The sequence below is a fragment of the Halomonas sp. FeN2 genome, from assembly GCF_020595105.1.
Lineage (GTDB): Bacteria > Pseudomonadota > Gammaproteobacteria > Pseudomonadales > Halomonadaceae > Vreelandella > Vreelandella neptunia.
The window spans coordinates 2,055,743-2,070,145 of record NZ_CP074200.1 but is presented as its reverse complement, the minus strand read 5'-3'; the positions used below and the strand labels follow the sequence as shown (position 1 = coordinate 2,070,145).

Sequence of the window (14,403 nt, the reverse complement as noted above, 5' to 3'; positions counted from 1 at the left end):
GGAGGGCGACTATGCAGATCCTGACGACTCGCTGGTCAAATGTCGGTAGGGTCATGCAGCTGGCGCTGGAGGGGGTGGCGGGTGCCACCCTCTTTGCCTTGATGCTGCTGACGACTGCCGATGTAGTAGGCCGTTATTTCTTTAATCTACCTATCCTTGGAACCGTCGAGTTGACCCAGCAGATGCTGGCCGCTGTGGTGTTTCTGTCACTGCCAGTAGCATGCTGGCGTGAAGAGCACGTTAGCGTGGATCTCTTGGATGCCATATTTCCTGCGCGCTGGATATGGCTGCGCCAGATGATCGTCAACGTAATTATCGCAGTGGCTTTGTGGGTGATCGCTACACGGGTTTGGGCACTGGGCGTGCGCGCTTTCGAGTGGGGCGATGTCACTGAGTTTCTACGCATTCCCGATGGTTACCTTATTTACCTGATTGCCATCATGCTGTTTCTTTCCGCTCTACTTACCCTCGGCCGAGCGGTGAGTTACCTGCTAGAAGGCGTGGGTGTGATTAAGTGCGGTGGACCAGTCAGCCAGGGAGATAAGCATGATTGAAGCACTTTATGGGTTTGCAGCGCTGTTGATATTGGTATTCCTGCGCATGCCTCTGGCGTTTGCCATGGGGATCGTAGGTTTTGTGGGCTTCTACTACCTGACCGGTAACTGGAACGCGGCTGAAGCCATGGCGTCGCGGCGGGTGGTCGACACCGCTAGGGACTACGGTCTGTCGGTGATACCACTGTTTATCTTGATGGGTAACCTGGTGTCCCATGCGGGGCTCTCTGATGCGTTATTCCGAGCCTCCAATGGCTTTCTTGGTCACCGTAAGGGCGGTCAGGCGATGGCCACCATTGTGGCTTGTGGTGGGTTTAGCGCGATTTGTGGGTCGAGCCTTGCGACCTGTGCCACCATGGGGCGTGTTGCCATGCCCCAGATGCGTAAGTATGGCTACAAGGACTCGTTGGCGGCAGCCTCCATTGCCGCGGGCGGAACCCTTGGGATACTGATCCCTCCCAGCGTGATGCTGGTGATCTACGGCATCATTACTGAGACCAGCATCCGTGAACTGTTTGCGGCGGGCTTTATTCCCGGCATATTGGGCATTGTGATGTATCTCGGCGCGGTCAAGTGGGTTTTGTGGCGTGATCCCAGCGCTGGGCCAGCGGCTGAAAAAGTACCCTGGAACGAGCGCCTTGCGGCCCTAAAAAATGTGGGGAGTACCCTGGCGCTGTTTGTATTGGTTATCGGCGGCATCTATTTGGGTATATTCACCCCAACCGAAGCGGCGGGTATTGGCGCAATGGGCGCCTTTGTGATTGCCCTACTAAAACGTGCTTTGACGCCGACGATACTCATGAATGTCCTGATGGACACTGTGCGTACAACAGCGATGCTGTTTGCAGTGGTGTTGACGGCGCTAATCTTTGCTAATTTCATTAACCGCGCGGGGCTTCCCAATGACCTCCTGGCGTTGGTCACTGGGCTGAACGTGGCCCCCTTCGTGGTTATTCTCGTCATCTTGGCCATTTACGTACTATTGGGCTGTGTATTTGAAAGCATGTCGATGATGCTGCTGACCGTGCCGGTCTTCTTCCCGGTCGTGGCGGGGCTTGGCTATGATTTGGTGTGGTTCGGCATACTGGTGGTTATCGTCATCGAGATCAGTTTGATAACGCCACCTGTCGGGATGAATGTGTTCGTACTACGTGCCGTATTACCGGACGTATCAACCGGCACTATCTTCCGCGGCGTCACCCCTTTCTGGGTAGCGGGTACCCTACGCGCACTGCTCGTGCTTCTATTCCCAGCGATCGTGCTTTTCCTGCCGCAGTTACTGTATTAAAACGATGCTATTAATACGGTTCTATTAACGTCCTTGCTAAACAAACGGATGACAGGGTAAGTGTCCTGTCATCCGTTTTTTTGTATTACTTTTTTGTCTGGCTGTGTCGGCTGAGGCGTTACTGCCGCTTTGCCACCAGCGTTAGAATGTCGTAGCTGGCGACCAGTTCATCGTTTTGATTGGTCACCGCTACGTCCCACATCACCACCCCTTGTGGGTGCCCGTCAGGAGATGTCCGACCCTGATCAATCTTGCGCTTGCAGGTTAGGCGGGCGCGGATAGTGTCGCCGACCAACACCGGTGTAATAAAGCGCAGTGTATCCAGGCCGTAGTTTGCCAGTACGGGGCCTTCGCCTGGGTAAACGAAGAGACCCGCAGCGGCAGACAGCACAAAGTAGCCGTGGGCGATGCGCTGGCCGAACTGGGTCTCTTTGGCGGCAATGTCATCAAAGTGCATATAGAAGTGGTCGCCGGAGAGGCAGCCGAAGTTGACGATGTCGGCTTCAGTGACGGTACGGCGATGGGTTAACAGTGACTCACCAACCTGCAGGTCGTCGAAATGGCGGCGGAACGGGTGGACGTCAGTCTCGATCACCTTGGCGCCACGCACATATTCCTTTGTGACTGCCGCGAGCATGCTCGGAGAGCCCTGGATGGCGGTGCGCTGCAGATAATGGTGAACCGCACGAATGCCGCCGAGTTCCTCGCCACCGCCTGCGCGGCCGGGCCCGCCATGCTTGAGCATCGGTAGCGGAGAGCCGTGGCCAGTGGATTCCTTTGCTGCCTGAGCATCCAGAATCTGCAGGCGGCCGTGCTGGGCGGCCAGAACGGGGATCATCTCAGCCGCAATGGAGGGGTCTTTTGTGGTCAGCGTGGTCACTAAGCTGCCCTTGCCCTTGGCGGCGATGGTTAGGGCTTCGTCGATGCCGCTGTAGGGCATTAGCGTCGCGACGGGGCCAAAGGCTTCAATGTCATGAGCGCCGCCGTCGTTCAACGGGTTACGGTTGATCAGCAAGTGGGGAGTAATGAAGGCACCGTTTTCAACACCCTGGCCGACAGGCTTGAAGCTGCCGTCTCTGCCGAAGACGCACTCACTGGTCTCTAGCAGCTGTTCAATTGCATGATTAACGTCTCTCAATTGGTCACGGGAAGAGAGCGCGCCCATGCGCACGCCTTCTTCATGAGGATCACCGACTATGATGTTGGCAAGCCGCGACTTAAGCGTGTTCGCCAAGGCATCCAGATGCGCGGCGGGCACTAAAATTCGGCGGATAGCGGTACATTTCTGACCTGCCTTGGCGGTCATCTCCTTGACCACTTCTTTGGCAAAGATCTCGAACTCTTCGTCCTCCGGGCTAACATCCGGAGCCATGATGGCGCTGTTGAGCGAGTCCGCCTCGGCGTTGAAGGGGATGCTCTTGGCCATGATGTTAGGGTGGCTTTTTAATATGAGAGCGGTGTTTGCCGAGCCGGTAAAGGTGACAAAGTCCTGCTCTTCCAGGTGATCCAATAAGTCACCGGCCCCGCCGATAACCAGTTGCAGCGCTCCTTCCGGCAGCAGGCCAGAGTCGTTGATGACGCGTACAGCAGCTTCGGTCAGGTAGCTAGTGGCGGTTGCCGGTTTGAAAATACACGGCATGCCTGCCAGAAAGGCTGGGGCAAACTTCTCCAACATGCCCCAGATGGGAAAGTTAAACGCATTGATATGTACAGAGACGCCGCGGCGGGGCACCAGAATATGGGTGCCATTGAAGTGGTTCTCTTTTCCTAGCTGAGTCACCGGGCCTTCGTGGGCCACATTGCCGGAGGGCAGTTCCTTGCGGCCCGTGGAGGCGTAGGTAAATAGGGTGCCGAAACCGCCGTCGATGTCGATCCAGGAGTCGGCCTTGGTGCAGCCAGTGTGGTGAGAGATGGCATACAGCTCACGCTTACGCTCTTGGATATAGGCGGCCAGCGCTTTAAGAGTGGCGGCCCGCTGCTGGAAATCCAGTGCCAGCATATTTCTCACACCGGTGTTGCGGGCATACGCCACCGCTTCACGAAAGTTGATCTCTTCTTGGTGGGTATGCGCAACGGTTGTGCCGTTAATGGCGCTAATCAGTGCTTTGGATTCGGTCTTTCCGAACCACTGGCCTGCGATGTAACTCTGTAAAACTGACATTGCGTACTCTCCCGCAAAACATAGACTAAGCCGACGCGGTCGCCGGCTTGGAAGTAGGTGGGTTAGGGTTTATACCTCGTCATAGTCAAGCACCACCCTGTCGCTGATCGGATAGCACTGGCAGGACAGCACGTAGCCGGCATCGATTTCGTAATCTTCCAGGGCGTAATTGGCGTCCATTTCCACCTCGCCTTCGATGACTTTTGACTTGCAGGTGGAGCACACCCCAGCCTTGCATGAGAAAGGTATATCCGCGCCGTGCTCGTTACCTGCGTCCAGAATGCTCTGGGTATTGCGGGGCAGGTCGTATTCAATGGTGCGGCCGTCGATGATCACTTTGATGTGCGAGGTTTCTGCTTTCACCTGGGCCGCTTTCGTCGCCTGGCGGCGCTTGGCGCCTGCCGCCGGTAGCCCAGTGGTGAACAGCTCGAAGTGCACTTTTTCCTTCGGCATTCCATGTTGGCTCAGAACACCACGCACGATCTCGGTCATTTCCTGCGGGCCACAGATAAACGCGGCGTCGAGCTTGGGTACGTCTACCCAGCGGTCAAACAGGGCATTGCACTTGTCGGCATCTATGCGCCCGTTATATAGATCGATTTCCTGTTGTTCGCGGCTGAACACATAAATGATGTTGAGGCGTTCCAGGTAGCGGTCCTTGAGATCCTGAAGGCGTTCGCGAAACAGCGTACCCGTGGTGGAACGATTGCCATAGATGACGGTAAAGCGGCTCTTTGGCTCGCTTTCCAGCGTGGTGGAAACAATCGACATAATGGGCGTGACGCCACTGCCAGCGGTCACCGCCAAATAGTGCCCTTCACGGCTGGGGTCGAGCGGCACGAAGAACTTACCCTGGGGTGGCATCACTTCCAGGCGGTCGCCGGGCTGCAAGTGCTGATTGGCAAAGGTGGAAAAGCTGCCGCCGGGCACCAGCTTGACGGCGACTCTTAGCTCATGTTCGTGCACGCCGGTGCAAATCGAATAAGAACGACGGATATCCTCGCCTTCGATGTCGCGGCGTAGCGTCAGGTACTGCCCTTGGGTAAAGCGAAAGGCGTCCAGCAGGTCATCGGGCACGTCGAGGGCAATGGAAACGGCATCATGGGTTTCCTTGCGCACATCCTTGACGGTCAGGGCGTGAAATCGGCTCATGGGAAATGGTCTCGTCGTTTTACAGACACTTGAAATAATCGAAAGGCTCCAGGCAATCACGGCAGCGGTAGAGCGCCTTGCAAGCCGTAGAGCCGAATTCGCTAACGCGTTCGGTGGCGTTGCTGCCACATAAAGGGCAGGGCACTACCGGATCAGGTTGGCCCGTCAGGCTGCGCTTACTAGCACTTTCCACCGGTGGCGCGATGCCGTAGGCGCGCAATTTTTCGCGCCCGGCCTCTGAAAGCCAATCGGTAGTCCAGGCGGGGGACAGGCGGCGCTGAATCAGCGGGTCTGAATAGCCAGCGGCCACCAGCGCTTCATGGATATGCTGTTCGATAACTTCCGTGGCCGGGCAGCCGGAGTAGGTCGGGGTCACGCTGACCGCTAACCTGCCATCCAGCCAGTCGATATCACGCACAATGCCCAGCTCCACCACGCTAACCACCGGCACTTCCGGGTCTGGCACTTCCTGTAGTACAGCCAGCACGGCGTTGACATCGCCTTCATCACCGGCTGGCGGCAGGCCGCTGCGGTCGCTGCCGATCAAGTCGCTGGAGGGCCAGTCATCGATAAGCTTGTCATCGCTAGACGCAGACGGATGGTTACCAGACGGTTGCATCGGGATATGCCCTCGGCAGGTATTGCATTTCCGCTAATAGAAAGCCCAGGTGCTCGGTGTGATGACCGACTTTACCGCCGGTATACATCCAGGAATCGTAGGCAGGGCGTGCCAGGGTAGCTTCCTCAAGTACCTCTTCCACTGTTGCTTTCCAGCGGGTGGCCAGCGTGTCTGGGTCTGGCGCAATACCGGCTTCCAGCATGGCCTGATCAATCTCGTCGACCTGCAGCAGCTCGCCAGTGAACTGCCAGAGATTGTCGAGTGCGCGCTGCGTGCGTGTGTGACTTTCTTCGGTGCCATCACCCAGGCGAATAACCCACTCAGAAGAGCGGCGCAGATGATACGTCGCTTCTTTTAGCGACTTGGCCGCCACTTCTGCAATGCGCGGGTCGCTGGCGTGAGACAGCCCATCGAGCAGGTGTACGTGCCATGCATCGAACAGAAACTGGCGTCCCATGATGTCAGCGAAGTCGCCGTTGGGCTGCTCAACGAGCAACAGGTTGCGGAAGTCCTGAGCGTCGCGGCGAAAGGCCAGATGGTCGGCATCGATCTTGTCAGCCATCAGTTCAGCAGCATAGCCCAGCCAGTTGCGGGCCTGACCAAAGAGGTCGAGACCCACGTTCATTAAGGCCAGTTCCTCTTCCAATGCTGGTGCCTTGCCGCACAGTTGTGCATGGCGCTGGCCGAGTACCAAGGCGTTGTCGCCAAGGCGCAGCAGGTATTCGATCAACGGGGTTTGTGTTTTTTGAGCTGTGTTTTTCTGAGCCGAGCTTCGATGAGCCACGCTTTGATGAGATATGTTTTGCATCGCTACCTTCCTTACATGTGGCCGACTTCTTTCGGCAGTTTGTAGAAGGATGCGTGGCGATAGACCTTGTCGTTAGACGGGTCAAACAGCGCCTCTTTCTCGTCGGGAGAAGAGGCGGTGATTTCGCTGGCCGGAACCACCCAGATGCTCACCCCTTCATTGCGACGGGTGTACAGCTCGCGGGCGTTTTCAATGGCCATGCGGCGATCGGCGGCGTGTACGCTACCAACGTGCTTGTGATTAAGGCCGTGCTTGCTGCGTATAAAAACTTCGAAGAGGGGCCAGTCAGCCATGAGGAAAGCCTCTGTGGTCAAAGGAGCCCCGTGTCGCAGGGCTCTCGATTTTTTTAAGAATCAAAAATCAGGTCTTAAGGATCAGGCCGCTCGGCGTTGACGTTTGGCGGCATGAGCCACGGCGGCTTCACGTACCCAGGCGCCGTTATCGATAGCGTTACGGCGTGCTTCGACACGCTCGCGGTTGCAGGGGCCGTTGCCCTTCACCACGTCGAAAAATTCCTGCCAATCGATTTCACCGAACTCGTAGTGGCCGGTCTCTTGGTTATATTTGAGATCCGGATCAGGGGCGGTGCAGCCCAGCAGCTCTAGCTGCGGTACGGTTTGGTCGAGGAAGCGCTGGCGCAGCTCATCGTTGCTGTGGCGCTTGATCTTCCAGGCCATCGACTGGGCACTGTTAGGAGAATTTTCGTCGGAGGGGCCGAACATCATCAGTGCTGGCCACCAGAAGCGGTTAATGGAGTCCTGCACCATGGCTTTCTGATCGTCAGTGCCTTCTTGCATCATGGTCAGCAGAATCTGATACCCCTGGCGCTGATGGAAGCTCTCTTCCTTACACACACGAATCATGGCACGTGCATAGGGGCCGTAAGAGGTGCGCTGTAGTGGTACCTGATTGACGATGGCAGCGCCATCAACCAGCCAGCCGATGGTGCCCATATCAGCCCAATTGAGTGTTGGGTAATTGAAGATGCTGGAGTACTTGGCGCGGCCGTCGTGAAGCTTGTCGATCTCTTCGTCGCGGTCGGCACCGAGGGTTTCCATAGCGCTATAGAGGTACAGACCGTGACCTGCCTCATCCTGAATTTTGGCCATTAGCTGCAGCTTGCGCTTGAGGGTTGGTGCCCGTGTCAGCCAGTTGCCTTCCGGCAGCATACCGACGATTTCTGAGTGGGCGTGTTGCGAGATCTGGCGGATCAAGGTCTTGCGGTAGGCGTCCGGCATCCAGTTCTTGGGTTCTATTTTAATTTCATCATTGATGCGCTCCTGGAACTGGCGTTCCTCAGGGCTCATCTCATCAAGCGTTTTGAGTTTGTTAGAACCGGTTTCAACGAGCTGCGCGTACATAGATACCTCCGCGGCGTCGGCATATCAGGGAGTGTGGCTTATCTTCCCTAAAGTATAGTGACACGAAATATTTTATCAATAAGTATTTTTGTGTGTCACTTTAAGACTTTGTGATAGTATATAAATATAATACTATTGATTTATAAAGGAAAATTGGCTAGGAATAAGTGATTCTTAATGTGTCGCGTTCTCTAGCCAGAGATGACTGTTTGAGGGCAAAAAAGCCCCCTTAAAGGAGTTCTTTAAAGGGCTTTGTCTGACAAGAGGGGGCGCTAAACGGCGGCAAGGCGCTAGAGAGGCTGAATCAGCGAAGATCTTTTACACGCCTGGCCTTACCCATCGAACGCATAACACTTTCTACTGGGCACACCTCGACCTGGGTGCTGATACCAATGTGCGTTTTGATGGCATGCTGGAGCTGTAGCGCGGCTTCTTCACAAGCTACGGGGTCGCGGGCGATGTCATGATGATTTGCCTCTACACGAACAAGCACCATGTCCATATTGCCTTGGCGGCTGACTTCGATCTCGTAGTGGGGAGAAAGCGACGCGATCTTGAGCAGTTGTTCTTCGATCTGGGTGGGGAACACGTTCACTCCGCGAATGATCAGCATGTCGTCGCTGCGGCCAGTGATCTTGTCGATGCGTCGCATAGGGCGCGCGGTGCCCGGCAGCAGGCGGGTCAGGTCACGGGTGCGGTAGCGAATCACCGGTAGGCCTTCTTTGGTCAAGGTGGTGAACACCAGCTCGCCATATTCGCCATCTGGCAAGACGTCACCGCTGACCGGGTCGATGATCTCAGGATAGAAGTGGTCTTCCCAGATAGTCGGGCCATCTTTTGTTTCCAGGCACTCCATGCCCACGCCGGGCCCCATTACTTCCGACAGGCCATAGATATCCAATGCGTCGATACCCAGGCGCTTCTCAAGAGCAGTACGCATGCTGTCGGTCCAGGGTTCGGCACCGAAAATGCCGGTACGCAGCGGCAGTGTGTGGGGATCGATGCCCTGGCGCTCCATCTCGTCCGCGATATTGAGCATATACGAGGGAGTGACCATGATGATGTCCGGCTCGAAATCACGGATCAACTGCACCTGTTTCTCGGTCTGGCCACCCGACATGGGGATCACCGCGCAGCCCAGGCGCTCGGCGCCGTAATGGGCACCCAGACCGCCGGTGAACAGGCCGTAACCGTAGGCCACATGCACCTTGTCGTTGCGGCTGCCGCCGGCGGCGCGGATCGAGCGTGCCATCACATCAGACCACACATCAATATCGCTCTGGGTGTAGCCCACCACCGTCGGTTGCCCGGTGGTGCCGCTGGAGGCATGGATGCGAACGATCTCGCTCATCGGCGTGGCCAACATGCCGAACGGGTAGTTGTCGCGCAAATCTGCCTTGGTGGTAAAAGGCAGTTTGGCGAGATCCGCTAGCGTCTGGATATCGTCGGGATGCACCCCAGCCTTGGCGAAAGACTGGCGGTAGAAGGGCACATTGTCGTAGGCGTGCTTCAGGCTCCACTTCAGGCGCTTGACCTGAGTGGCGCGCAGCTCGTCGACGCTGGCGGTTTCCAGGGGATCGAGAGTCGCAGTGTCGATACGCGTTGCGGGCTGATTCATCAGGGGTCTCCGATCAAGCTAGTTGTTATTGGACTAGTTTCTAAATGCGCCATGGGCGATGAAATGGCTTTAGTAATGGGCTTATAAGCGCTCAATGATCAGCGCGTCTTTCATTGTTTATCGCCAGCAGCGGTGTCTTCCAGGCGGCGTACGCTGCCGCGAATTTTGTAGGAACGCCCGCGGAACAAGGCAACGGTATCGCCGTGCTGATTGCGCAACGTAATGTCGTAAATGCCGGTACGCCCGCGGCGGCTGCGCTCTTCGGCGGTGGCGGTGATCTCGTCGCCCAACTGGCCGGGGCCGAGATAGTCGATACTGCAACCGGAAGCTACTGTGGCTTCGTCGTAGCTGTTGCAGGCAAACGCGAAGGCTGAGTCAGCCAGGGCAAACAGAAATCCGCCATGGCAGTTGCCGTGCCCCTGCACCATGTCCTGACGCACGGTCATGGTCAGTTCGGCGAAGCCGGGAGCCACGCGAGTAATGCGCATCCCCAACCCTTGGCTGGCATGGTCGCGGGAAAACATTGCCTCGGCGCAGGCTTCCGCCAATTGCTGCGGGGTCAGTTGGGAATCATGCATGAAAGCTTTCCTCGTGTAGAGCTTCGAGACGAGCAAACACCTGACGTTGGGCCTCAAGGTGCTCGACGATAGCCTCGATAACCAAACGGCTATCGGTCAAGGCATTAATGGCGCCTGTGCTGATGATGCTTATAGTGGCGGTAGAGAGAAGGGCTGGCATATCACTCTCCCTTAAAGGTGGGGCGACGTTTTTCCATAAAAGCGCTGACACCTTCGCGGTAATCTTCAGAGCGCCCGGCCAGCCGCTGAAGGTCGCGTTCCAGGTCGAGCTGTTCGTTGAAACTGTTATCGCTGCTGGCATGCAGAGCGCGCTTAATCAGTGCCATGCCACGGGTGGGTTGAGTGGCCAGGTGGCGCGCCATGTTCATGGCCTCTTCTTGGAGCGCCTCATCGTCGACGCAGCGCCAGATCATGCCCCACTGTTCGGCGGTTTCGGCGGGGAGCTTGTCGCCCAGCATCGCCAGGCCCTTGGCGCGAGCCATGCCCACTAAGTTAGGCAATGTCCAGGTGCCGCCAGAGTCTGGAATCAGACCGATTTTACAGAAGGCTTGAATGAAGTTTGCCGATCGGGCCGCCAAGACGATGTCGCAGGCCAGGGCGATATTGGCCCCAGCGCCAGCTGCTACACCGTTCACCGCACAAATGGTGGGGAACGGCATGTCCTTGAGAGCACGCAGCATAGGGTTGTAGCGTTTCTCCAGCGACTCGCCGAGGTCGGGGGCCTGCTCCCCGGGCGCGACGCTACGGTCGGAAAGATCCTGACCGGCGCAGAAACCTCGGCCGTTGCCCGTCAGTAACAAAGCGCGAACGCTTGAGTCCTGGCGCACGGCTTTTAGCACCTTGCGCATCTCGGCATGCATTTCGGTATTGAAGCTGTTCAAGCTTTCGGGGCGGTTCAGGGTAATACAGGCGACGCCGTCTTCCACGCTGTAAAGCAGGGGCGCTTGGCTCATGGGTAATGTCCTTGTGTCAGTGCCCTTGAAAAGTGGCAGGTCGTTTTTATTGGAAGGCGCATGCCCTTTTCGCGATCGGCGGTGCCCGCCAGCGCCCGTTCGGCCTGTGGTGCACAGGGTGAATCTCTGCCGAGTATAGATTTATTTTGATACACATCAATATTGAATGGGTGTATGTAGTGTGTCGCTTGTTGTTGTTTTTGATAATTTATGCATTGCTAACAATGGCTTGTGATGATTTTTTACGAATATAAGATAATGGTTAGACGATGGTATAAAAGAACCAAGGTCGTCAAAGACTGACTTACAGCAGGGTGCGTCGAGTTTTTAGATAGCGTTGTGCCAATTCTTCAATAGACGGTGACAGGTAAAGTGTTTGATGTTTTGTTACGTAAAATATAATCTTCGATAATATTGCGTATCAAGATGGATTGAGCACAGGAGCGCCCCATGACGCAATCAGTGCAGCAACGGTGCGATACCCCTAGGTGCTACACAACTGATGGGGCAGGGGCCGAACAGTTCGAGGAGCGGGCGATGGGGGCAGCACCCCACACGGCCAATCAAGCTAACGGAGAGTGTTATGCCTTACTATCGACTTGAAGGGGTGACGCCGGTGGTACACCCGACCGCCTATGTCCATCCTACTGCGGTGTTAATTGGCGACGTAATCGTGGGCCCTAACTGTTATGTAGGCCCCGGCGCGGTGATGCGTGGTGATTTCGGGCGGTTGGTGCTGGAAGAGGGATCTAACCTTCAGGATACCTGTGTGATGCACGGCTTCCCTGGCTGCGTCACCAAGGTTGAGAAGGATGGTCATATCGGCCATGGCGCGGTACTGCATGGCTGCGTGATTGGGCGTGATGCCATGGTTGGTATGAACGCCGTCGTGATGGATGGCGCCAATATTGCTGAACGCTCTATCGTTGCGGCAGCAGCGTTCGTCAAGGCGGGCTTCGAGTGTGAGCCCCAGTCGCTTGTGATGGGGGCGCCCGCAAAGGTTAAGCGCGCGCTGAGTGATGAAGAGTTCGCCTGGAAACAGCAGGGTACCCAGGAGTATCAGCGCTTAGTGGGCCGTTGTCGGGACAGCCTGGAGCCCTGTGAACCGCTGGCAGAACTCGATGCTGATCGTCCAACCTTGCTGGCTGGTGATACTCAACCCAAGCAGCAGACCTTAGCATAGCGTGGCAAGGCGAGGCTGTTGGTATGGCTCGCCACCACAACCACGTCCTCCCCTGGCGGGCCATCCCCCACACCCAACCATGGGTCGATGGCCCCAAACGGCTTTTGTGGTCGCCCCTGAAGTTGAAGAGATTCACTGCCACAAACACGGCCGGATCAATGTCTGGTTCCCCTGGGGCCGCTACGCCGCACTAGACGACACCGCTAGTGCACTCTGGTCGGCGGCCCCATAACCCCATCCCCCTTGAGAGGCAGGTCTCAAACCTGAGTCGGCCGGAAAATTCGGCTGCCGCCACGGTCAATGATGACCAAATTCGCAGAGGCAAAGTGTTTCAAGACCATACGCGACTGTTGCAAGTTGGGGCACCGCTGGTCGCCTGCGAACCGAGAATCTAACAAGGCTCGGGCAAGCAAATCACTCCAACCACATGAATAAAAAGAAGTTGTTGATAGTCGGCGCGGTCAATGCAGGTTGAATGGTACTGGCACATACCTTCGATGTTCGCCTACGAAGACAACCGCAGACGAACATCACGACAATAATAATGCGTGGAGAACTCTCCGTGATGAGACATGCACTTCCCATAGGACTCTGTAGCCTAGCCCTGCTGCTGCCTACGAGCATCGTCTTGGCCTCTGCTGGCAGCGAAGCTATCGACAGGCACTGTTCAGCCTGCCACCAGACCCAAAGTGGCCCCCAGAGCTGGAGCCGCATTAGTGCACAGCGCAAGACCCCGGAAGGCTGGGACATGACGATCGCGCGCATGCAGACCATGCACGGCCTGGAGCTGCCCCTGGAGGCGCGCCGGGATATCGTCAAGTTCCTCGCCGATACCCGCGGCCTGGCCCCTGAGGAGAGCGCGCCCCAACGTGAGCTGATCGAGCGACGCCTCAACCGTATCGAGTCTTTCGACCATCCCAGCTATCAGGAAATGTGTGCCCGCTGCCATACTGGCGGCCGCGCCCAACTTCAGCGCCGTCCCCTGGAAGAGTGGGAGAGTCTGGTGCACTTCCATGTGGGCCAGTTCCAGACCATTGAGTACCAGGCCATGGCACGGGATCGTGACTGGTTCGATCTCGCCCTGAACGAGACCGCTCCCTGGCTGGCCGAGACTCAAAGTCTCGAAAATGACGCCTGGGAGGCATGGCAGCAGGCCGAGCTGACCTCTCCTGAGGGCGACTGGCAGCTCTGGGGGTACTGGCCCGGAGAAGGCGACTTTTACGCAGATGTGACGATTAACGCCGCTGAAGGCGAGGATGCCTACTCCCTTAGCCTGGACGGTGCTTTCACTAGCGGTCGTCCGCTCAGTGGCGAGGGCCAGGCCATCGTTTATACCGGCTACGAGTGGCGCGCCAGCCTTAACCTCAACGGCCGTGATCTCAAGCAGGTGCTGGATTTCTCCGGCGCACAGCCCAGCGGGCGCATCTTCGACGACCATGACGAGGCTTTTGGCATGATGGTGGAAATGGTGCCTCACGAAGCGTCCGAGCCTGCGGTGTTGGCCAGCCTGCCCGCCTCGCTCAAGGCCGGCGAGCGCAGCCGGCTGGTGCTGCTGGGCTACGGCCTTGGGGAAGGAGAGATCAATCTGGGGGAGGGCGTCACCGTGCGTAACCTGGTCGAACGTAGCGACATGCGCCTGGTGCTGGACGTTGAGGCCAGCACCGATCTTACGCCCGGCTGGTTGCCTATGCAGATTGGCGAGATCAGCGCTGAGAGACTGCTCGCCGGCTACCGCACGGTGGATCGCCTGGAGGTGAGTCCAGCGCTGGGAGTGGCTCGCATCGGCAACGACAAGACCCCGCCAGTGAGTGGCGTCTTCACCGCCGCCGGCTATCTGGATGGCGCCGATGAGGCCATCCCGCTGGGTCAGGTACCGGTACGTTGGAGCGTGTCCCCCTGGGACGAGATCGCCGAACGCGACGAGGATGCCAGGTTTGCTGGCATATTGGACGCCGCCACAGGGATCTTCTCGCCGGCCGGGGCCGGGCCCAACCCGCTGCGCCAGTACAACGCCAACAGCGTGGGCAACCTGCGAGTGACCGCCAGCGTGGTGGGGCAGGAGGCGATGCAGGACGAAGCCCAACTGATCGTTACCGTGCAACGCTGGAACAACCCACCGCTTCGCTAG

The 14,403-nt window shown here is 57.3% G+C and carries 15 protein-coding genes; 5 read left to right on the top strand and 10 right to left on the bottom strand.

Translation table 11 applies throughout. The features are described from left to right. The first annotated feature begins 11 nt into the window (after positions 1 to 11). Together KF947_RS09435 and KF947_RS09430 are read left to right on the top strand one after the other, a co-directional pair. A complete protein-coding gene (locus KF947_RS09435) occupies positions 12 to 554 on the top strand; it encodes a TRAP transporter small permease (protein ID WP_227406073.1) in 543 nt (180 codons plus the stop codon). Next, positions 547 to 1,842 (top strand): TRAP transporter large permease, encoded by a 1,296-nt coding sequence (locus tag KF947_RS09430; protein WP_133731952.1) that lies wholly within the window; start codon positions 547 to 549, stop codon positions 1,840 to 1,842. The genes KF947_RS09435 and KF947_RS09430 overlap by 8 nt, the downstream gene beginning before the upstream one ends. A 118-nt stretch (positions 1,843 to 1,960) precedes the next feature. Here the strand turns inward: KF947_RS09430 and paaZ are convergent, their stop codons facing one another. From paaZ to paaG, 10 genes are all read right to left on the bottom strand, one after another. Continuing rightward, positions 1,961 to 4,003, bottom strand: a complete 2,043-nt coding sequence (gene paaZ, locus KF947_RS09425) for a phenylacetic acid degradation bifunctional protein PaaZ (protein ID WP_227406072.1) — start codon at positions 4,001 to 4,003, stop codon at positions 1,961 to 1,963. 69 nt (positions 4,004 to 4,072) lie between these two features. Further along, positions 4,073 to 5,155, bottom strand: coding sequence for a 1,2-phenylacetyl-CoA epoxidase subunit PaaE (gene paaE, locus KF947_RS09420; protein ID WP_133731954.1), 1,083 nt, complete (start codon positions 5,153 to 5,155; stop codon positions 4,073 to 4,075). Between the two features lie 19 nt (positions 5,156 to 5,174). Beyond that, positions 5,175 to 5,774 carry a 1,2-phenylacetyl-CoA epoxidase subunit PaaD gene (gene paaD, locus KF947_RS09415; protein WP_208862689.1) on the bottom strand — a complete coding sequence of 200 codons (600 nt, stop codon included), beginning with the start codon at positions 5,772 to 5,774 and terminating at the stop codon, positions 5,175 to 5,177. Further along, positions 5,758 to 6,582 carry a 1,2-phenylacetyl-CoA epoxidase subunit PaaC gene (gene paaC, locus KF947_RS09410; RefSeq protein ID WP_227406071.1) on the bottom strand — a complete coding sequence of 275 codons (825 nt, stop codon included), beginning with the start codon at positions 6,580 to 6,582 and terminating at the stop codon, positions 5,758 to 5,760. The genes paaD and paaC overlap by 17 nt, the downstream gene beginning before the upstream one ends. Positions 6,583 to 6,593: 11 nt before the next feature. Continuing rightward, a complete protein-coding gene (gene paaB / locus KF947_RS09405; RefSeq protein WP_133731956.1) occupies positions 6,594 to 6,875 on the bottom strand; it encodes a 1,2-phenylacetyl-CoA epoxidase subunit PaaB in 282 nt (93 codons plus the stop codon). Positions 6,876 to 6,956: 81 nt separating this feature from the next. Continuing rightward, positions 6,957 to 7,943 (bottom strand): 1,2-phenylacetyl-CoA epoxidase subunit PaaA, encoded by a 987-nt coding sequence (gene paaA / locus KF947_RS09400; RefSeq protein WP_227406070.1) that lies wholly within the window; start codon positions 7,941 to 7,943, stop codon positions 6,957 to 6,959. A gap of 304 nt (positions 7,944 to 8,247) precedes the next feature. After that, positions 8,248 to 9,561 (bottom strand): phenylacetate--CoA ligase PaaK, encoded by a 1,314-nt coding sequence (gene paaK, locus KF947_RS09395; RefSeq protein WP_227406069.1) that lies wholly within the window; start codon positions 9,559 to 9,561, stop codon positions 8,248 to 8,250. Positions 9,562 to 9,671: 110 nt separating this feature from the next. Continuing rightward, entirely contained in the window at positions 9,672 to 10,139 is a 468-nt protein-coding gene (gene paaI / locus KF947_RS09390) for a hydroxyphenylacetyl-CoA thioesterase PaaI (protein WP_223288993.1), read from the bottom strand. Then, a complete protein-coding gene (locus KF947_RS09385) occupies positions 10,132 to 10,299 on the bottom strand; it encodes a 3-hydroxyacyl-CoA dehydrogenase NAD-binding domain-containing protein (protein WP_227406068.1) in 168 nt (55 codons plus the stop codon). Before KF947_RS09385 ends, paaI begins: the two co-directional genes overlap by 8 nt. 1 nt (position 10,300) lies before the next feature. After that, positions 10,301 to 11,092 carry a 2-(1,2-epoxy-1,2-dihydrophenyl)acetyl-CoA isomerase PaaG gene (paaG, locus tag KF947_RS09380; protein ID WP_227406067.1) on the bottom strand — a complete coding sequence of 264 codons (792 nt, stop codon included), beginning with the start codon at positions 11,090 to 11,092 and terminating at the stop codon, positions 10,301 to 10,303. Between the two features lie 583 nt (positions 11,093 to 11,675). On the opposite strand from paaG, the gene paaY reads away from it, so the two are divergent. The 3 genes from paaY to peaA all read left to right on the top strand — a co-directional run bounded on the left by paaY (position 11,676) and on the right by peaA (position 14,403). After that, positions 11,676 to 12,275 (top strand): phenylacetic acid degradation protein PaaY, encoded by a 600-nt coding sequence (gene paaY, locus KF947_RS09375; protein WP_133731961.1) that lies wholly within the window; start codon positions 11,676 to 11,678, stop codon positions 12,273 to 12,275. 79 nt (positions 12,276 to 12,354) lie between these two features. Then, positions 12,355 to 12,507, top strand: coding sequence for a hypothetical protein (locus tag KF947_RS09370; protein WP_166650388.1), 153 nt, complete (start codon positions 12,355 to 12,357; stop codon positions 12,505 to 12,507). 333 nt (positions 12,508 to 12,840) lie between these two features. Then, entirely contained in the window at positions 12,841 to 14,403 is a 1,563-nt protein-coding gene (peaA, locus tag KF947_RS09365; RefSeq protein ID WP_227406066.1) for a quinohemoprotein amine dehydrogenase subunit alpha, read from the top strand.